Origin of the sequence: Natronococcus sp. A-GB7 (assembly GCF_029688865.1) — an archaeon.
Taxonomy (GTDB): Archaea; Halobacteriota; Halobacteria; order Halobacteriales; family Natrialbaceae; genus Natronococcus.
Genome location: NZ_JARUKV010000005.1, coordinates 55,463 through 74,457 on the forward strand (window position 1 = coordinate 55,463; position 18,995 = coordinate 74,457).

16 protein-coding genes are annotated in these 18,995 nt (G+C 66.5%); 10 read left to right on the plus strand and 6 right to left on the minus strand.

Features of this window, described 5'->3' with window-relative positions:
• Positions 1–17: 17 nt before the first annotated feature.
• Positions 18–668, plus strand: coding sequence for an HAD family hydrolase (locus QA609_RS06055; protein ID WP_278301683.1), 651 nt, complete (start codon positions 18–20; stop codon positions 666–668).
• Between the two features lie 52 nt (positions 669–720).
• Here QA609_RS06055 and QA609_RS06060 read toward each other — a convergent pair whose 3' ends face one another.
• Positions 721–1,374 carry a helix-turn-helix domain-containing protein gene (locus QA609_RS06060; RefSeq protein WP_278301684.1) on the minus strand — a complete coding sequence of 218 codons (654 nt, stop codon included), beginning with the start codon at positions 1,372–1,374 and terminating at the stop codon, positions 721–723.
• A 63-nt stretch (positions 1,375–1,437) separates the two neighbouring features.
• Complete coding sequence (locus QA609_RS06065; protein WP_278301685.1) at positions 1,438–3,294, minus strand: molybdopterin biosynthesis protein; 1,857 nt, start codon at positions 3,292–3,294, stop codon at positions 1,438–1,440.
• A gap of 86 nt (positions 3,295–3,380) precedes the next feature.
• Here QA609_RS06065 and QA609_RS06070 point away from each other — a divergent pair, with 86 nt between their 5' ends.
• Complete coding sequence (locus QA609_RS06070) at positions 3,381–4,523, plus strand: serine hydrolase domain-containing protein (RefSeq protein WP_278301686.1); 1,143 nt, start codon at positions 3,381–3,383, stop codon at positions 4,521–4,523.
• 34 nt (positions 4,524–4,557) lie between these two features.
• Positions 4,558–4,800: a hypothetical protein gene (locus QA609_RS06075; RefSeq protein ID WP_278301687.1), complete on the plus strand. Its 243-nt coding sequence runs from the start codon at positions 4,558–4,560 to the stop codon at positions 4,798–4,800.
• 57 nt (positions 4,801–4,857) lie between these two features.
• Here QA609_RS06075 and QA609_RS06080 read toward each other — a convergent pair whose 3' ends face one another.
• Positions 4,858–9,300, minus strand: coding sequence for a thermonuclease family protein (locus tag QA609_RS06080; protein WP_278301688.1), 4,443 nt, complete (start codon positions 9,298–9,300; stop codon positions 4,858–4,860).
• Between the two features lie 266 nt (positions 9,301–9,566).
• Between QA609_RS06080 and QA609_RS06085 the strand changes: the two genes are divergently transcribed.
• Complete coding sequence (locus QA609_RS06085; protein ID WP_278301689.1) at positions 9,567–10,004, plus strand: SHOCT domain-containing protein; 438 nt, start codon at positions 9,567–9,569, stop codon at positions 10,002–10,004.
• A 66-nt stretch (positions 10,005–10,070) separates the two neighbouring features.
• On the opposite strand, the gene QA609_RS06090 is transcribed toward QA609_RS06085, so the two are convergent.
• Together QA609_RS06090 and glp are read right to left on the minus strand one after the other, a co-directional pair.
• Positions 10,071–10,343 (minus strand): hypothetical protein, encoded by a 273-nt coding sequence (locus QA609_RS06090; RefSeq protein WP_278301690.1) that lies wholly within the window; start codon positions 10,341–10,343, stop codon positions 10,071–10,073.
• A gap of 15 nt (positions 10,344–10,358) precedes the next feature.
• On the minus strand, positions 10,359–11,633 hold the full coding sequence (gene glp, locus QA609_RS06095) for a gephyrin-like molybdotransferase Glp (protein WP_278301691.1): 1,275 nt from the start codon (positions 11,631–11,633) through the stop codon (positions 10,359–10,361).
• A gap of 119 nt (positions 11,634–11,752) precedes the next feature.
• Here glp and QA609_RS06100 point away from each other — a divergent pair, with 119 nt between their 5' ends.
• The 5 genes from QA609_RS06100 to QA609_RS06120 all read left to right on the plus strand — a co-directional run bounded on the left by QA609_RS06100 (position 11,753) and on the right by QA609_RS06120 (position 15,695).
• The gene (locus tag QA609_RS06100) at positions 11,753–12,121 is read left to right on the plus strand and encodes an Hsp20/alpha crystallin family protein (protein WP_278301692.1); all 369 of its coding nucleotides are present in this window, start codon (positions 11,753–11,755) and stop codon (positions 12,119–12,121) included.
• A gap of 66 nt (positions 12,122–12,187) precedes the next feature.
• Positions 12,188–13,795, plus strand: coding sequence for an AarF/ABC1/UbiB kinase family protein (locus QA609_RS06105; protein WP_278301693.1), 1,608 nt, complete (start codon positions 12,188–12,190; stop codon positions 13,793–13,795).
• A gap of 79 nt (positions 13,796–13,874) precedes the next feature.
• Positions 13,875–14,930 carry a hypothetical protein gene (locus QA609_RS06110; RefSeq protein WP_278301694.1) on the plus strand — a complete coding sequence of 352 codons (1,056 nt, stop codon included), beginning with the start codon at positions 13,875–13,877 and terminating at the stop codon, positions 14,928–14,930.
• A gap of 135 nt (positions 14,931–15,065) precedes the next feature.
• Positions 15,066–15,485 carry a DUF2178 domain-containing protein gene (locus QA609_RS06115; RefSeq protein WP_278301695.1) on the plus strand — a complete coding sequence of 140 codons (420 nt, stop codon included), beginning with the start codon at positions 15,066–15,068 and terminating at the stop codon, positions 15,483–15,485.
• A gap of 6 nt (positions 15,486–15,491) precedes the next feature.
• Entirely contained in the window at positions 15,492–15,695 is a 204-nt protein-coding gene (locus tag QA609_RS06120; RefSeq protein WP_278301696.1) for a helix-turn-helix transcriptional regulator, read from the plus strand.
• A gap of 449 nt (positions 15,696–16,144) precedes the next feature.
• Here the strand turns inward: QA609_RS06120 and QA609_RS06125 are convergent, their stop codons facing one another.
• Positions 16,145–17,230 carry an ATP-binding protein gene (locus QA609_RS06125; RefSeq protein ID WP_278301697.1) on the minus strand — a complete coding sequence of 362 codons (1,086 nt, stop codon included), beginning with the start codon at positions 17,228–17,230 and terminating at the stop codon, positions 16,145–16,147.
• Positions 17,231–17,870: 640 nt separating this feature from the next.
• On the opposite strand from QA609_RS06125, the gene QA609_RS06130 reads away from it, so the two are divergent.
• The gene (locus tag QA609_RS06130; RefSeq protein WP_278301698.1) at positions 17,871–18,974 is read left to right on the plus strand and encodes an aminotransferase class I/II-fold pyridoxal phosphate-dependent enzyme; all 1,104 of its coding nucleotides are present in this window, start codon (positions 17,871–17,873) and stop codon (positions 18,972–18,974) included.
• Positions 18,975–18,995: the final 21 nt, after the last annotated feature.

The window sequence follows — 18,995 nt, forward strand, 5'->3', positions numbered from 1 at the left end:
CGTAGTTGCTGGTCCCAATGGTCTCCGAGTACGATTACTGGCTGCTCGACCTCGACGGCACCCTTATCGACGTCGAGTGGTCCTACACCCGGGAGGTGTTCGACCGGGTCGGCGACCGCCTCGGTCGCGAGTTCACCGACCAGGAGGCCGACATCATCTGGAGCGGGCTCACCGGCTCGCGGGACCGCCAGCTCGAGGCGTGGGGGATCGACCCGCACGCGTTTTGGGAGGCGTTCCACGCCGAGGAGGACCCGATGGTGCGGGCCGAACAGACCTACCTCCACGAGGATGCCGCCTTCGTCGCCGACCTCGACGTCCCCGTCGGGCTCGTCACTCACTGCCAGGAGTTCCTCTGTGAGCCCGTCCTCGACAACGTCGGGATCCGCGACTGGTTCGACGTTCGTCTCTGCTGTACCGAGGAGACGGGCTGGAAACCCGACCCCGCACCCGTCGAGTCCGTCCTGCGAGAGCTCGGCGTCGCGCACAACGGCCACCAGGGCGTGCTGGCTGGCGACGGCGCGAACGACGTCGGCGCCGCCTGGAACGCCGGGCTCGACGCAATCCACGTCGAGCGCGTTGGCCACGAGCGCCGCGGGCAGTGTGTCCTCGGCGATTATCGGGTAGAGTCGTTCGACGAACTCCCTGGCGTGGGTTATAGTAGCCGTTGAAACGACCGACTCACCGATCGCACTCGAGCGGAAGTACACCGGCTTTCGACGGCTACGACGGAGGCTCGGACTCGCCGATCGGCTGGATCTCCTCGTCGACGAGCGTCTCGTAGGCCCGTCGCAGCCGTTCTGACAGCGCCTGGTGGGAGATCCCCAGCTCGTCGGCCAGCTCCTCCATCGAGATCTCCCGCGGGATCTCGAAGTATCCCCGCTCGAGGGCGGCCTCGAGCGCCTCCCGCTGCTCGGCGGTGAGGTTCGTCCTCGAGGGCGACGACGGCGAGACGTCGGTGACTCGCCGGAGGTCGACGCCGATTCCGCGGTCGACGAGCCGGTCGTGGGCCCGACAGAGCGTCTCCCGGTCCGGATACCGGACGCGGGCTTGCCACCAGCCGTCGGTTCCCCACCCCTCGAGCAGCGAGCCGCCGTCGACGAGCAGCCGATCCCACAACGTATCGGCGCCCGGAGCGAACGTCACGTCGTACAGCAGACGGTCTCCCGTCTCGACGAGCAGGTCGGACGTCTCGACGGACGGGTCGTCGGCGAGCGCGGCGTCGACCGCCGTCCGTTCGGCGTCGGTAATCCAGAGGCAGGGTCGGGAGCGCGAGACGGCCGCCTCGAGTTCGACTCGCAGTTCGGGAAGCCGATCGAACGTGGCCTCGAGCGTCGTATCCGCGGCCGGGATCCGGAACTCGGCGATGGTCGACATCGGGCTTCGTACACCGCGGGGCGTTAAAAATCGCTGTTCAGCGGGTGCTGACTCTCCTCGTCGCTAACTCTCGTTCGCCACGTCGTCGAGTGCGTTCTCGAGTTCGCCGACGCCCGGCTTCTCGAGGCGGTCGGGGTTCGCGAGCACTCGAACGGGCTGGGTGCCCAGCGAGACGAACCCCAGGTCGAGTCGGTCGGCGGTCTCCCGGAGCCCGAGGCCGGCGTCGGCTTCGTCGGCGATCACCTTCCGTGCGGGGCTCTCGTGGGCGCGAAGCCCGAGGTCGAACCCGACGATCGAGTCGACGACGGCGTGGCGATCAACGTCCCGCTCCTCGGCGAGGGTCGCCACCGCGGCGCCGAGACTCGAGCGCAGCCCGGAGTCGGTCGTCCGGTTGACGAAGCTGTGGTCCTCGTCGACCAGATCGGCCAGTCCCTCTATTCGGTCGGGGTTGCCGGGTTTGACGAGCAGTCCCCACTCGCGCTCCCAGCTACCCAGTTCCTCGGCGTCGACGTCTCTCTCGGTCGGTCCAGCGACGACGGCGACGTCCGGAACGCCCTCCCGGAGTCGTCGCAGGCCGGGTCGGGAACCCACCGAGAGATAGCGCGGGTTGTCCAGCCCGTCGAGCAGCCGCGACAGCGTCGGATCGTCCTCGCCGACCCCCAGCAGCGTCGGGGGCCTGACGTCGGGCGAGAACAGCGAGACCGTGACGGGTTCGCCCGTCTCGAGGTAGTCCGTTCCGGGAGCGACCTCGACGACGCCGTCGGCCTCGGCGAGGCTCGTCGTCGCGCCGCTGCCCTTGTCGACGGGGTAGACCAGCGTCTCGCCGTCTCCGTCACGAACCACGCCGACCGGCATCAGCCGCAGCCGCCCCTCGTCGTAGCGCTCCTGTCTGGCCATCCGCCCCTCGAGGGTCGCCGTCTCCGTTTCGGGAAGGCCGGCCGCCTCGCGGATCGCGGGCGCGACGAACGTTCGAAAGACCATCATCGCGGAGACGGGGTAGCCCGGCAGCCCGACGTACGCCGAGTCTTCCAGTCGACCGACGAGCATCGGCTTCCCGGGCTTGACGCCGACGCCGTGGAGCAGCAGTTCGCCCTGCTCCTCGATGACCCGATAGATGACGTCGACCGCGCTCGCGCTGGTCGACCCCGACGAGAGCACGAGGTCACACTCGGCTGCGGCCTCGCGGAGGATCCGTTCCATCTCCTCTTGCTCGTCGCCCGCGTGGGGGTAGAGCACCGCCTCGCCGCCCGCGTCCTCGACGCCTGCGGCGATCGTGTAGCTGTTGACGTCGTAGATCTCGCCGCGATCGCTGTCGACGGTCTCGCCAGGACGGACGAGTTCGTCGCCCGTCGAGACGATCCCCACCTTCGGCTTCGACCGAACCGGAACGTCGTCGACTCCCAGCGCCGACAGCAGCCCGATGTCCCGCGGCGTGATCCGGGTTCCGGGGCCGAGCGCGCGCTCGCCCGCGGCGACATCGGCGCCCGCGAACATGACGTTGTCCCCGGGGGCAACCGACGTGCGGATCTGGACCGAGTCTCCTGCCGGAGTGGTTCTCTCCACGGGCACCATCGCGTCCGCGCCCGAGGGCATCACGGCCCCCGTCGAGATCTCGACGGCTTCGCCCTCGCCGACGGCGATGTCGGGCTCCTCGCCGGCGTGGACCTCGCCCGCGATCGTCAGCTCCGCGGGGTCGGCTTCGTCGGCACCGAACGTGTCCCGCGCGCGAAGCGCGTAGCCGTCGAGGCTCGCCCGGTCGAAACCGGGCACGTCGAGTTCGGCGTCCAGTCGCGCCACGAGCACCCGTCCGCGAGCGTCGGCCAGCGAGACGTGGTCGATACCGCCCTCGAGCGAGAGCGATCGGATCGCCTCGCGGGCCTCCTCGGGGGAGGCGAGATCGCGAAATTCCTTGCGGTCCATACGGTGGGATTGGCGCGCCGGGGCTAAAAACGTCGGTCGATCGCCGCGGGGGAACGGTTACAAGTCCGACGGCAGTTAGACGGAGTATGTCACGGCTCGAGCTCGCCGACAGCGAGCGCGATCGGATCGCGGCGCTTTTCGACCGCCACCTCGAGGTCGGCCTCCACCACGGCGCCCAGCTGGCCGTCTACGCCGACGGTGAGCGGGTCCTCGACCTCGCGGGCGGGACGACCGGTCCCGACGGCGAACGGACGACCTCGGAGACGCGCCACGTCCTATTCTCCTGTACGAAACCGTACGCCGCGGCGGCGCTGCACGCGCTCGTCGACGACGGGTTCCTCGAGTACGACGACCGGGTCGTCGACCACTGGCCCGAGTTCGCCGACAGCGGGAGCGAGAAGACCGAAATCTCCGTCCGGCAGGTGCTCAGCCACACGGCCGGACTCCAGCGGAGCGAACTCGACGACCGCCCCGACCTGTGGCCCGACTGGGCGCGCGTCGTGGAGAGCCTCGAGGACGCCGACCTCGTCTCGACGCCCGGCGAGGAGCCGGCCTACCACGCGCTCACGTTCGGCTGGCTCGTCGGGGAACTCGTCCGCCGCGTCTCGGGTGCGCGAGTCGAGACGGTCGCCGCCGAGCGCGTGTTCGAGCCACTCGAGATGGCACGGACGGGGATCGGCCTGCGCGACCACGAACCCGACGACGTCGCCACGCTCGTCGCCTTCGACGCCTTCGATCGCTGTCGCGATCCCGAGGAGGGGCTGGGCGACAACGCGTCGGTCGCCGCGCCGTTCAATACCGAGGCGATCCACCGGGCCGTGATCCCCGCGGCGAACGGGATCGGCACCGCCCACGATATGGCCCGCTTCTACGCCTGCCTCGCGAACGGCGGCGAACTCGAGGGAACCCGCATCCTCTCGGAGCAGACGGTCGACGCGATGACCCGGCTCGAGGCCGAGACCGACGACGACGGCACCCTCTCGAGGCCGCGGCGGTACGGACTCGGGATATACAAGGGCGGCACGGCCGCGAGCCCGTTCGGCTCGCTCGCGCCCGAGCGCGCCTTCGGCCACGCGGGCCTGGGCAGCAGCGTCGGCTGGGCCGACCCCGAGACGGGGATCGCCTTCTCGTACGTCACCAACGGGGTCCGGGACGGCTCCTACGAGCACGTGGCTCGGGTAAACGGTCTCGCGGACGCGGTTCGGCTCGCGCTCTCCGGGGGGACGTAGAACCTGTCTTGTTCCTCGAGACCGAACGACCGGCATGGTACGATTCGGACGCCTGGCCGTCGTCGCGGCGCTGGCCTGGACCGCGACGGCGCTGGCCTGGACCGCGACGGCGCTGGCCCAGTTCGTCGCCTGGACGGCGACCGAGGAGAACGAACGGATCGAGTGGACCGAACGCCGGAACCTGTTCCTGCTGTGCTCGAGCCTCTCGACGAACGCGCTCGCACTGACGACGGTGTACCGGTACGCGACGCGTCGGTGGCGCGGTCGCGGCGAGTGAGACTTTTCCGAGGCTAACTAACCACCGATCGGCGGTCGACGCTCGGTGGGCCGCGGTTCAGACGATACGCATCGCTGGTTCGGCATCGTCGACGACGACGTCGCCGCCGATCGACGGGTTGCCGCGCTCGTCGAGGTCGCCCTCGAGCGTCCCGACGACGAGGTCCCCGCCGATGGTCGGATTACCCCAAAGCGAGACGCCGGCTGCGGCGCCGTCGATCACGACGTCGCCGTCGACCGCCGCGTTGCCCGTGAGCTGAACGGTTCCATCGACATCGCCCGCGACGTGTAGCTCGCCGATCCGGCTCCGCCCGTCGAGCACGATGTCGCCGCCGACGTCGCCGTCGATCGTGATCGGGCCGTCGATCTCGCTCGAGCCCGTGACGACGACGTCGCCGAGGACGTCGCCGACCTCGATCCCTTCGTGGTCCTCGCTTTGCACCACCAGCTCCTCGACCGGTGGCTCGGGCATCTCGCCGACGGGCTCGAACAGCGGGAACGTCTCGTCGAACTCGCCCGTGACCGGCAGTTCGGGGTCGTCCGCGAGATTGGATTCAGCGTCGACGATCCGGTCGTCGTTGAGCCGGAGGTCCGAGCCCAGCCCCGCGGCGACGTCGTCGAGGTTCGCCCGGTTCTCCGCGCTCGCCTCCGTGCTGCCGAGCAGGACGACCGCGCCGCCGGCGTCGCGGTAGTCGGCCAGCGCGGCGAGTTCCTCGTCCGTGTAGGCCCGACCCGGGGCGGTGAGGAACACGGCCGTCGGCTCGTCCTCCTCGGGCAAGGTGTTCACGACGTCGTTGATCTGGCGCAGCCGACTTCCGATCCCCTCGACGAACCGCAGGTAAAACTGGGCGCGCTCGAGCGAGATCGAGCCGTCGACGTCGAACTGCGCGTGGCCGCCCTCGAGCAGGAAGTCGCCGTCGTTGTCCGAGAGGTACGTCGCGAGGTTGGTGAGAAGCGGGAAGTTGCCGAAGCCGCTCGTGTCGACGTCGACGGCCTCATCCTCCTCGTAGGCCTCGTCGATGAGGACGCCACCGACCATTCCGACGCTGCGATCCTCGTCGACGCCGACGAGCGGGGCGGCCGAATAGGGCTGGACGTTGCCGTTCCCGAGCGGGTCCTGTTCGGCGCTGGGACTCGCGAGGACGGGCGCACGGTCGGCCGACAGCGGTCCCGAACTCGTCGTGATGCTCGAGGCGCGGGGAACGAACACCTCCTCGACGGGATCGTTCCTGACCGCCTCGAGCGCGTCGAAGTCCGCGGCCGACCAGACGCCCCGGCCCGCCGCGAGCGCGCCTTCCTCGGCGGCGGCGAACTCGTCGTGGCGCGAAAAGCCCGAGGAGTACACCCTCGCGTAGCCCTCCTCGACGGTCTCGAGGTTGTAGTCTGCCGAGTAGTCGCCGTCGGGGCCGGCGTCGAAGTCGTCGGGGTCGTAGTGCATGTACATCAGCAGGCGGCCGAAGTTCCCTCGGAGCGGTTCGATCGTGTCGAACTCCATCGCCACCCGTCGGCCCTCGACGTCCGCCTCACCGGCCTCGGCATCGGGTGCCATCACGTCGAGCGAGAACTGCGTCGCCTCCCCGCCCCAGGTATCGAGGTGGTCCAGATCCTCGATACCGAACCACTCCTCGGACTCGTTCGTCGCGGGTGCGGTTTCGGCGGTGTCGATCCCGAGGTGGCGGATCACGTCGCGGAAGTCGTACTCGGAATCGAACTCGACCTCGAACGTGTCGCCGTCGAACACCCTGACGACCCGGCCGTAGTACGTCTCGCCGCGCTCGAAGTCGATCCCGATCGAGTCCTCCCGGCGGTCGAAGTAGTCGAATTCGGTATTGACGTTCGTCGTCGTGATGTCGAACTCGTCCCCGTCGTTGACCTGATCCGAGTTGAACCGGAACGCCAGCTCGAGATGGTCGGCGATGGCGTTCAGATTCTCCGTCTCGTCGAACCCGAACTGATCCTCGCCCTGACCGCCGAAGTCGGACTCGTCGAGCAGGAAGAGCGCGCCGCCATTGTCGAGGAACTCGGAGAGTGCCTCGAGCTCCGAACCGGAGAACGACTCCGTGGGCGAGGCGACGACAAGGCCGTCCGCGTCGTCGAGACCCAGCGCACCCAGCCCGTCGAAGACGTCGAAGCCGTCGTTGAAGTTGGCCGTCGTCGGAACGAACTCCGGGCCGGCGTTGTTCTCGTTGTCCTCGACCTGGTCGGCGTTGAACCGAAACGACAGCTCGAGGCGGTCGGCGATCGCGTTCAGGTTGGCGGTCTCCTCGTTCGCGAACTCGGATTCGTCGAGCAGGAACAGCGCCCCGCCGTCGGCGAGGTGTGCCTCGAGGGCGTCGAGTTCGTCGGCGGCGTAGGCCGACGCGGGCGAGGCGATCGCGACGGCGTCGGCGGCGTCGATCGCGCGCTCGTCGCCGCCGCCGAAGAAGTCGAACGACGCGTTGAACGCGCTCGTCCGGGGGGCGAACGGGGCGAACCCGCTGTTTGCTTCGTCGACGATCTGATCCGAGTTGAACCGGAACGACAGCTCGAGCGTGTCGGCGAGTTCGTTCAACTCGGCAGTGCCGTCGCCCTCGAAGTTCGACTCGTCGTGAAGGAACAGTGTGCCGCCGTCGTCGACGAACGCCGCCAGCGTCTCGTGTTCCGATGTCGAGAACGAGTCCGCGGGCGTCGTGATCATCGCGAGGTCAGCGCCGTCGAGGTCAGCCGCGAGGTCGCCGGTGGCCTCGATCTCGAACCCGCGCTCTTCGGCGAGGCCTGCGAGTTCGGAGTAGTCCGCCAGCGTGAGCGCCTGGCCGTGGCCCTCGTCGTAGACAACGGTTCCGGTCCCGCCGATCCGGTCCATCCAGGCGCTGACGAGGAACTCGCGATTGGCGTCGACGTCGCTCTCGTCGGAGGCCAACTCCGCGCCGAGGCCGACGACTCCTTCATCGACGGCGACCAGCGGGATCGCCGTGTCGTCGGGGTAGTCGACGAACCGGGAGCCGGCAAATTCGCTCACCTCGAGGTCGAGGCTCGCCTCGTCTTCCGCGCCTTCGAACGTGATCGTCGCCGCGTACGTCTCGTCGTCCGGATTTCGCACGCCGTGGATCACGACCGAGCCGGGACCGGCGATGTCGGTGATGAAACTCCCACTGAGATCGAACGTTGCGGCTGCCCCATCGTAGTCGCCGCTTTTGACGCTGATCTCGCTTCTGTCCGGACCGTCCGACAGCTGACGGGTCAGTTCGACGGTCACGTCGTCGTTCGTCAGCCCGTCGAAGCTCGCGCTCTCGGGGTACTCGACGGTGATCGCGTCGACTTCCCCCTCGAAGTTGACGCCGTCGAACGTCCAGGTGTGGACCGAGTCGGTCCCCGGTTCGATCGGGTCGGCGACGAGCGCGGTGCCGTCGCTCTCGGTGTCGTCCTCGCTCGCGTCCTCGTTCTCGGCGGTGTCTTCGGCCCACACGGCGACCGACGACCCGTCGGTCAGCGGCTCGTAGTCGGCGTCGAGCAAACTCGCTGTCGAGAAGAATTCGAGTTCGTCGACGGCGGTGCGCTCGGCCAACAAGTCCTCGGCCGCGTCAAACTCGTAGCCCTCGCCTTTGATCGCGTCGGCGAACTCGCCGAACTCCGAGGAGTCGTAGAACGTATCGTGGGCGTCGTCCCACAGCACGGTCCCGCTCGACCCGATCGTGTCGGCGAGTAAGTTCAGTGCGAATCGCTCGTTCGGTTCGGTCATCTCGCCGTCCTCGAGCAGCTCCGCCGTTCCGACCCCGACGACGTCGCCGTCGCGCGAAACCAGCGGGATCTCCTCGTCGTCCCCGTAGAGATGTGACGCCTCGTCCCCGTCGTTGTCGACGTTCGTCGCCGTCGACTCGGCCCAGACGACCACGTGCGAACTGTCAGTGAGTGGGCCGCCGTCGGGGCCGACCTGGCTGGCCGTCGACGGAAACGTCAGTGACTCGCTGTCGAGGAGGTCGGTCGTCGCCTCGATTTCGTAGCCCGCGTTCGCCGCGTACTGGCGGAACGAGTCGTAGTTCGAGAGCGCGAGTCCGCCGAACTGGTCGTGACTCTCGTCCCACAGCACCGTTCCGGAGCCGCCCATCTTGGCGTCGAAGAGATTGAGCACGAACTCCTCGTTGTCGAGGTCGAACCCGCCGTTGTCGTCGCTGACGAAGTCGGCCGTACCGATACCGACGACCCCGCCGTCCTCGGAGACCAGCGGGATATCGTTGTCCTCGTAGATGACCGTCTCCGGCCCGTCGTCGGTCGTTTCGAAGTTGTGCGCGCTTGGTTCGGCCCAGACGACGACGGTATCGTCGTCGTCGAGTTCGCTCTCCCCGTCGGGAGCGATCTGGCTCGCCGAGGAGTAAAACGACAGCGCGTCGAGCTCCGTCTCGGACCAAGCCCGTTCCTGTGCAACCGTCCCTCCGGAGAGGCCGAGCGAGCCGAGTCCGGCAACGACCGATGCGAGGAATCCGCGGCGACCGAATGAACGATGGCTGCTCCGTCTTTTTGCCATGAGTGTTGAGACGATCGTAGATACAAAGCATTTCGTACATTTAACAATTCATGTATGTGTACCACTCCATTTTTTAAAAGATGTCTCGACTGGAGACGAACACGACGGCGAAGCGATCCGCGGTGTCATCGCTCGACTCTCTTGACGAACACGCTCGCGCTAGCGACCATCTACCGGTACGTGCGACGGGCCCGGAACGATCGTGGCGAGTGACGACCTCGCGCACCGACGGAGCGACTTTGTGGCTCGCCGCCGAAAACGCGGACATGGCGACCGACATCCGGGAGTTCGTGGCCGAGGACCTCTGGCTTCTCGTCGGTATCGTCACCTTCGTCCTCGTCAGTATCGTCGCGTTGATCGGCCTCGAGACCGTCGGGGTCCTGATCGCGATCGTCGGCTGGTTCCTGCTGGTTCCGGTGTTCCTGTTCTGGGGCGAGGAGATCGCCGATATCGTCCTCGAGGAGCGTGCGCCGGACTCCGCGAGTGAGACGGTCCCGCCGTCGACGGCCGAATCGGACGACGCCCTCGAGGAGCTCAAACGCCGCTACGCCGCGGGCGAGATCGACGACGACGAGTTCGAGCGCCGACTCGAGCGGCTGGTCGGCGTCGAGGACGCCTTCGAGGACGTCTTCGCCGACGGCCCCTCGTCGGACCGATCGCCCTCCGAGACCGCACTCGAGCCGGAAGTGGAACGTGACCGGTAGGTGTCCCGCGCCGAGCGAAGCGTCGCTCCCGAGGACGCGGTTCGCCGCAAGCTCCGGCACGCTATTTCAGGATCGATCCGCGAACTCGACGACGAACGTCTCGTCGCCGCGGTAGGTGATATCGGCGATCTCGATCGCGTCGACGGCCACGCCGTACTCGGCCAGTTCGTACCGCAGGTCCTCGAAGTAGTCGTAGTCACAGCACATCCGACAAAACGGCCCCTCGAACCGCACCGTGAACGAGTCGTCCGTCGAGTCGACGACTGCGGCCGTGGCCATCGGACTTCGGTACTCGTTGTAGGTCGCGACCGCGTCCTCGAGTATCGCGGCTGAGATCATCGAGGCTCCGGGCGGTCAGGGATGCGATTCCCAGTCCTGGACGGCGACCGTCTCGCCCTCGGCGATCCCCTCGAGGTCGTCGTCGACGACGACCCAGCCGTCGGCCAGCGCGACGCTCGAGAGCACGCCCGACCCGCTGGCTCGCGTCGGCGTCGCCGCGAACGCGGGACCGTCCTCGCCGTCGCGCTCCTCGAGCTGGACCCGCGCGAACGTCCGGGTGCCGGGCTCGCTGGGGATCTTGCGCTCGAGGACGGCCCGCGTGGTCGGGTGCGGATCGGGCGTCGTCCCCTCGAGCCGGCGCAGCGTCGGCCGGAGGAACTGGACTGCGTTGACGATACAGGCGACGGGGTACCCCGGGAGCGCGAGGACGGGCGTGTCCTCGACGATTCCCAGACAGACCGGGTGACCGGGTTTGAGCCCGACGCCGTGGACGAGCACCTCGCCGAGCTCGTCGATCACTTCGGGCAGGAGGTCCCGCTCCCCGACGGAGGACCCTCCGGTCGTAACGACGACGTCCTTCGTCAGGTCGCGCTGGATCGCCACCCGAAGCGACTCGGCGTCGTCGGTGACGACGTCGCGGTACGTCGCGTCGGCTCCCCAGCGCTCGACCATCCGCGAGACGGTGAGGCCGTTCGTCTCGATGACCTCGCCCGGGCCCGGTTCGCCGTCGACGAGCTCCTCGCCGGTCGGGATCACGCCGACGGTCGGCCGCTGGGCGACCTCGAGGCGGCCGTAGCCGACCGACCGCAGCAGGCCGAGATCGGAGGGCCGAAGTCGGTGGCCGGCCTCGTACAGCCGCTCGCCTTCCGTAACGTCCTCGCCGATCGGAGCGATGTTCTCCCCCTCCGCGACGGCGTCGCCGACCTCGAGCTCACCGACGTCCGCGAGCTCCTCGGCGTGTTCGATCATCACGACGGCGTCGGCCCCGTCGGGCAGCGCGCTTCCCGTGTGGACCCGGACGGCTGTCTCGGGACCGACCGGTCCGTCGCGGTCGCCGATCCGCAGCACCTCGGGGGATCGATCGGACGCGCCGAAGGTGTCCCCCGCCCGGACGGCGTAGCCGTCCATCGCCGCCCGTTGGTAGTGTGGGACGTTTCTCGCGGCCGTGATCGGTGCCGCCAGTACTCGCCCGTCGGCTCGCTCGAGCGAGACCGTCTCTGTGCCAGTCGGCGGGTCGTCGGCGTCGTTTCCGTCTCCGACGGCCGCTTCGCTGAGAATCCGGCGCGCCTCGTCGACGGGCGTTCGCTGCTTGAACCCCGCCTCCTTGCGCTCGCTGTCGGCTCCTTCCATACGCTGACTCGGGTCGGCGGGACCCAAAAGGGTACGGGACGCCACCCCGGGTCCCCGGCGCTCGCCCGGAACCGACCGCTACCGCGGGGTTTTTCGTACCCGCGTTCGAACCCACGACCATGTCAACGCTGCGCGACGCGTTGCGGGACCTCTCGGACGACGTTTTCTTCGATCTGCTCGAGAGCGACGACGCGTACCTCCTCGTGCTGGACGTTCCTGGCGCCACGCCGGAGTCGGTCTCCGTCACGGTCGCCGAGGAGACGGTCGCCATCGAGGCGCGTCGCGAGAAGCTCGACGACGGTGAGTACCGGTACTTAGAGGAGAACCGGCCGCTCCTGTTCGACGTCGAGCTACCGCTTCCCGACGACGCCGCGAGCGAGACGGCGACGGCCGTCGAGCGCGGCGTCCTCGAGCTGACCGTTCCGAAGCGCCCGGCGGACGGCGGCGAAACGCCACTCGATGCCGTCGAGCACGAGAACACGGGGTGACCGAGGCTGGCAACACTCCGCGCGTACCGCCGGTTCGTCGTCGTCGCCTGGCAGTTCCTCCCGCTGTTGCTCGCGTACGCCCGCGACCGCCGCCGGTTCCTGCTGTTCGGCTCGCGACGACGGGTCGATCCGGAGACACGACGGCACCGCGCACAGACCCTGCTCGAGTCGCTTTTGACCCTCGGCCCGACGTTCATCAAGCTCGGCCAGCTACTGTCGACCCGGCCCGACGTGCTCCCGCCCGAGTACATCGACGAGCTCGCCGCCCTGCAAGACGACGTCCCACCCGCCGACTGGCCCGAGGCCAAACGGGTCCTCGAGGACGAACTCGGCCCGCTCGAGGAGCGCTTCGCGGAGTTCGACACCGAGGCGATCAGCGGAGCGAGCCTCGGTCAGGTCTACCGCGCACAGGTCGACGGCGACCCCGTCGCAGTGAAGATCCGTCGTCCGGAGATCGAGTCGCTGGTCGAGGCCGATCTTCGGGTCATCCGCTGGTCGCTGCCGCTGCTCCTGTACTTCGTCGACGAGTCTCGATCGTTCTCGCTCGAGAACCTCGCCGACGAGTTCGCGAAGACGATCCGCGAGGAGATGGACTACGAGCGGGAGGCGGCGATGCTGACCGAGATCCGCTCGAACTTCGCGGACGACGACCGGATCCTCGTTCCCGAGGTCCTCGAGAGCCACTCCGGGCCGCGCGTGCTCACGATGGAGTACGTGCCGGGAACGAAGATCAACGACGTCGAAGAGCTGGATCGGAAGGGGATCGACCGGAGCCAGGTTGCGGAGACCCTCCAGCGGGCGTACCTCCAGATGATCATCGACGACGGCGTCTTCCACGCCGACCCCCATCCGGGTAACCTCGCGGTGACCGACGACGGGGCGATCATCTTCTACGACTTCGGGATGTCCGGCCGGGTCGACGAGTTCGTCCAGGGGAAGATCGTCGAGTTCTACATCGCGGTCGCCAACCAGGACATCGACGCCATCCTGGACGCGCTGATCGAGGTCGGCACCCTGAGTCCGGACGCCGACCGGGCGGTGATGGCCGAGGTGATGGAGCTCGCGATTCAGGACGCTCGCGGCCAGGAGATCGAGCAGTACCGCGTCCAGCAGATCGTCGGCCAGATCGAGGACTCGATCTACGAGTTCCCGTTCCGGCTGCCGAAGAACCTCGCGCTCGTGCTACGCGTCGCGACCGTCGTCGAGGGGGTCTGTGTCACGCTCGACGAGGACTTCGACTTCATCGACACCGCCACGACGTACCTGACCGAACAGGGCTACCGCGAGGAGTCGATCCGTCAGTACGCCGAGCAGACGGGTCGACAGCTCCGCGAGTCCGGCGAGTCGCTGACCCGCCTCGCGCCGAAAACCGAGCGCACGCTGGACCGACTCGACCGGGACAACCTCTACGTTCGGATCGGCGTCGAGGACTCGGAGAGCGTCTTCGACAAGCTCGCGAAGCGACTCGTCTACGGGATGTTACTGACGATGGCGCTGTTCTCGATGGGCGTACTGTACGCCCTCCAGGCGCCGGAGGCGTCGGTCGTCGCCGCCGTCCTCTCGGCAGTGCTGTTCGTCCAGCTCTACCGATCGTTCCGCGACGGCGGCAGCTCGTTGCAGGCGAAGCCCCAGTTCACCCGCCAGAACCTCCGCCAGCGACGACGCGAGGAGTAACACGGGAAGGGGAGGAGGGTGCCGCCACTGCAAGTGCCGCCACTGCAACCTTCTTTTCGTTGGCTCCCGACTCCCTCCTATGAGCTACGATCGGATCGCTGACCTGTCGCTGACGATCGACGACGTCTCGATGGCCCGCCTCGAGCGTGAGACCTCGAGCGGCTTCACCCGCGTTAGCACCGAGTTCTCGTTCGAGGGGCCCGACGGCGCGGTCGGAAAGGGCGAGGACGTCACCTACGAGACCGACGACCACGACGCGCTCGCCGAGAGCGGGCTGCCCGACCTCACCGGCGAGTACACGATCGACGCCTTCTCGAGCCGGCTCGCCGACCTCGACCTGTTTCCGGCGGGCGCGCCAGACCGCGAGGTGTTCCGGAACTACCGCCAGTGGGGGCTCGAGGCCGCCGCGCTCGACCTCGCGCTCCGACAGGCCGGGACGGACCTGGCGTCGCAACTGGACGCCGAGTACGAACCGGTACGATTCATCGCCAGCACGCGACTCGGCGACGAGCCTTCGACCGACCGGGTCGAGGAACTGCGCGAGGCGGTTCCGGAGCTCGAGTTCAAGCTCGATCCGACCCCGGAGTGGGACGCCGCGCTGGTCGAGGCCCTCTCGGCGACCGACGCCGTCCGGGTCCTCGACCTGAAGGGCCAGTACCACGGCACCGAGGTCGATGTCGAGGCCGACCCGGAGCTGTACGAGCTGGTGATCGGGGGCTTTCCCGAGGCCGTCCTCGAGGACCCCGCCCTCGAGGACGACACCGAGGCGCTGTTCGAGGACGACGAGGTCCGCTCGCGGACCTCTTGGGACGCGCCGATCCACGGCCTCGAGGACGTCCAGAATCTCCCGTGGGAGCCCGAGTGGCTCAACATCAAACCCTCGCGCTTCGGTTCGCTCGAGTCGCTGCTCGAGACGATCGACTACTGCCGGGAGCGCGGCATGACGCTGTACGGCGGGGGCCAGTTCGAGCTCGGCATCGGGCGCGGCCAGCTCCAGGCGCTGGCCTCGGTGTTCTACCCCGAGACGCCTAACGACATCGCACCGGGGGCGTACAACGATCCCGAGGTGACAGGCGAGTTGCCCGAGAGCCCGCTCGAGCCGCCCGCGGATCCCGAGGGCTTTCGCTGGTCCTGAAGGGCAAGAACGAGGCTAATTCGTCCGTTCCACCGAACCGTCGTTCCAGATTCTCTGAAATAGCCGATATCCGAACAGCCGGTACGTTTATTGTTGGCTGTAAAGTACGCTTTACTGTAAAAGGTGCTTTACAGCATGAACACCACCCTCGGCTCGGTCGGCATCGACAAACGGGCGTACGAACGAATCACGTGGATACTGGTAGCGTTCGGCTGTCTCGGCCTTTGGTTGGGTATGTACCTCGATGCGCAACTCGTCGGAACGATCACCTATCTCGTGGCAGTCTGGACCATGATGGGGATCGTATTCGGCTTACCACGGGTTACCGAGACCAAACTATCCGACGAACGCGACGAAGCATATCACAACCGCGCCAGCGGTCTCATGTTCTCGATCACGGCGATCGTAACGATCAGCGTCGTTCCGGCGCTCTACGTTCTCGATGCCGGCGGCTACTTCACCATCACGTCGACGATGTGGGGTGGGATCTACGTCCTGTCGGCTCTCGCGCTCCTCTACGGCCTCTGCTACGGAATCGTACTCTGGCGCAACTAACGATCTATGGACAATCAGGTCACGAAGCGCCGAGAAGAACGCGAGCTGAGTCAGGGCGAGCTCGCCGAAGCCGTCGGCGTAACTCGCCAGACGATCAATTCGATCGAGCGCGAACGGTACGATCCGTCGCTGGAACTGGCCTTCAAGTTGGCGGCGTACTTCGACTGTCGCGTCGACGACCTCTTCGATCCGGATCTCGACGGCGAGTAACGGCGGACTCGGACACGACCCTCGAGTACGCCGGAGTTGCGTAGACTCCCCTCGAGGCCGAGGGCCACAGGTCGGCTCTCGAGTCGCTCCGCTCGAGCCGCCCACGGATTCCGAGGACTTTCGCTGGTCACGAGAAGCGAGGGGAAGGTGGATTCGACCGATCGAGTCGGAGTGAACCCCATCTCCGATTGCCTCGGCTGGACTACAGTGGTGGCGTTGCGCGAGGTCTTAATAGTGTGAACGAAGGCTTGTCAGAGCATGCTCCGACAGCGTAGCGCGGAACCGAAGGTTCTGCGGACCATGCGAATAGTGCGAGGTAAGGTCTCGCATACCGTGCGGACGGTGCGCGCGTGAACGCAGTGAGCGAGAACCGCGCTGTGAACGGGGAACGGAGTGAGCCGTGAACGGACACTACGCGTCCGTGAGCAGCGGGCCCCCTCGAAAAGAGATCACGTATCAGTCCGTGGAAGCGTAAACGAAAAGGTCGATCCACCGCCGGGGTCAGGGGCAACCCAAATCTCGCCACCGTGTCGTTCCACGATTCGCTCGCAGAGTGCGAGGCCGATCCCCGTTCCGTCGTACTCCTCGTGGGTGTGGAGTCGCTGGAACACGTCGAAAACTCGGTCTGCATGTTCTTGATCGATACCGATCCCCTCGTCACTGACCGAAATTATCCACTCGTCCTCGTCACGTGTCGCAGAGATTGACACTCGAGGCGTCTGCTCGCCGCTGTACTGGAGAGCGTTTTCCAACAGGTTCTGGAAGAGTTGGCGGAGTTGGCTGGCGTCACCGTTGACAGTCGGCAGCGGTTCAGCGGTGATTTCAGCATCGGTTTCGTCGATCCGAACGCCGAGATCCGTCAAAACATCATCAAGCACTGCTTCAAGATCGACCGAATCGAAGGACTTCCCCTGCGTTTCGACCCTGGAGTACACAAGAAGCCCCTCAATCATTGCCTCCATCCGCTCGGCACCGTCGACTGCGAACTCGATGAACTCTTCGGCATCCTCATCGAGTTCGTCGCTATACCGACGCTCGAGCAGCTGCAGGTAGTTCGTGACCATCCGTAACGGCTCTTGGAGGTCGTGGGAGGCAGCGTGGGCAAACTGCCGGAGGCGCTCGTTGGATTCTTCTAGCTGACGCTGGTACTCGTACCGGTCGGTGATATCGAAATGCGCGACAGCGACGTATCTCCGATCACCGTCGGTGAACTGTGCTGCTCGCATGAGGAACCACCGTTGTTTGTCGGGAGAGTGACACGGGTATTCGAACTCGAAGAGTTCTCGTTCACCCGCTAAAATCTCGGATAACCCAGTGGCAGCAGTTTGAGCCGTTTCCGTCTCCGCTTGTTTGGTGATCTCGAGATAGTTGGTACCGATTGTATCTGGGCGAAGGTCGATATCGTTGGCCCTACCGAACTCTCGCCATGCACGATTCGTATACAGGATCGTCCCGTCACTATCGAGAATGGCAAAGTTGATCGGGAGTGTTTCAACGGCCGCTGGAACGAGAGCCTCCGGCTCCCGGAAATCCATATCCGACTTTCGTTGACCGACGGGGAAAACATTGTTCCCCTGTCCAGCAACCTGACTTTGACCGCCGCTGGAGATATCGGTGTTTGCTTCGGCAATGATCTAGCTCCTCCATCGTTGGAGAATCGGGCGTGCGACATTCGCGCCCTGTATTCAGCAGGGCACTCTCAACATCTCTCCCAGTTGATTGAAGAGATCGTATTAGGTTCGCACGCTCTACGCAACAAATCATTCTCTACAACGTATACTGGCAGCAGTGAACTTCCACGCCCTCCCCAGCCGATTTCTGCTCACGGGCGCTGCGCGCCCGTTCGTATGGTCCGCGGAACCGCAGGTTCCGCGCTACGCTCACTCGCTTCGCTCTTTGACAGAAAGACGTGAAGCGTCTTTCAAGCCTTCGCTCGCCTGCACGCGAAGACCTCGCACGGGGTCGTACGACGGTTCGCTATCGACTCACGGTTCCTTCCAGTCACCGCTCGCTTATCGAGGCGTTCGCGATGCTCACGCCTCGCCTTCGCTCACCGTCGACCAGCGCGCGCCACTGTGTCGTGGCCCACTCGGATCGCCGTTCGCGTTCGGTTCTCGAGCCCACGGTCCAGCCGAACCAGCAACCCGTATTACCCGTTCCCGCCAACCCCCAGGCATGCAGATCGACACCTTCGGTCTCGAGCGCTGGTTCGCCGAGTACGAACACGAGGCCGATATCATGCTTGCCGAAAGCGGCGTCCGCAGCCTCTCGACGGATCGCTTCGATACCGATCCCGGAGAACTGGGGTACGTGATCCCGACGAACGGCGACCCCGACCTCCGGGCGCGGATCGCCGACCGGTACGACCGAGAAGCCGACGAGGTGTTGTGTACCTGCGGGACCCAGGAGGCGAACTTCCTGGCGTTCCTGTCTGTTCTCCAGGAGCCGACGTTCGGCGCCGACGGCGCCTCGTCGTCCGGCTCCGCGTCGCGGAGCCCGCATGCCGTCATCGTCACCCCAACCTATCAGGCGCTCCACGCCGTTCCCGACGCCGTCGGCGAGGTGACTCGAGTGCCCCTCGAGCCCCCGACCTGGGAGCTCGACGTCGATGCCGTCGCCGACGCGATCCGCCCCGAAACGAAGTTGCTCGTGCTGAACAACCCGAACAACCCTACCGGTAGGTACCACTCCCTCGAGAAAGTGGAGGCGTTGTACGACCTCGCGGCCGACAACGACGCGTACCTGCTCTGCGACGAGGTCTACAGACTGCTCGCCGAGGATCCGCTGCCGCCCGTGGCGAGTCTCGGACCCAAGGGACTCTCGACCGCCAGCCTCTCGAAATCGTACGGCCTCGCCGGCCTGCGCTTCGGCTGGCTCGTCGGGAACGAAGACCTGCTCGAAACGGCCTGGAACTGGAAGGACTACACCACCATTTCCCCCTCCATATTCGGTCAGCACGTCGCAAAACAGGCCCTCGAGCGGGAAGACGAGATCCTCGCCGAAAACCGCGACCTCGTGGCCGATCACCGCGACCGAGTGCAGGCGTTTCTCGAGCGCCACGACCTCGAGTGGTACGACCCCGTCGGCGTCAACGGCTTTGTGACCGTTCCTGACGGCTTCGAGCACGGGAAGGCGTTCTGCCGTGCGGTCCTCGAGGAGGGCGTCGTCCTCGCGCCCGGCGAGTTCTTCGGCCACCCGGATCGGTTTCGGATCGGGTTCGGGCTGCCGACCGAGGAGCTCGAGGAGGGATTGGATCGGATCGAGCGGGTGCTCGAGTAGCGACGGGCGAGCCCGGGGTGT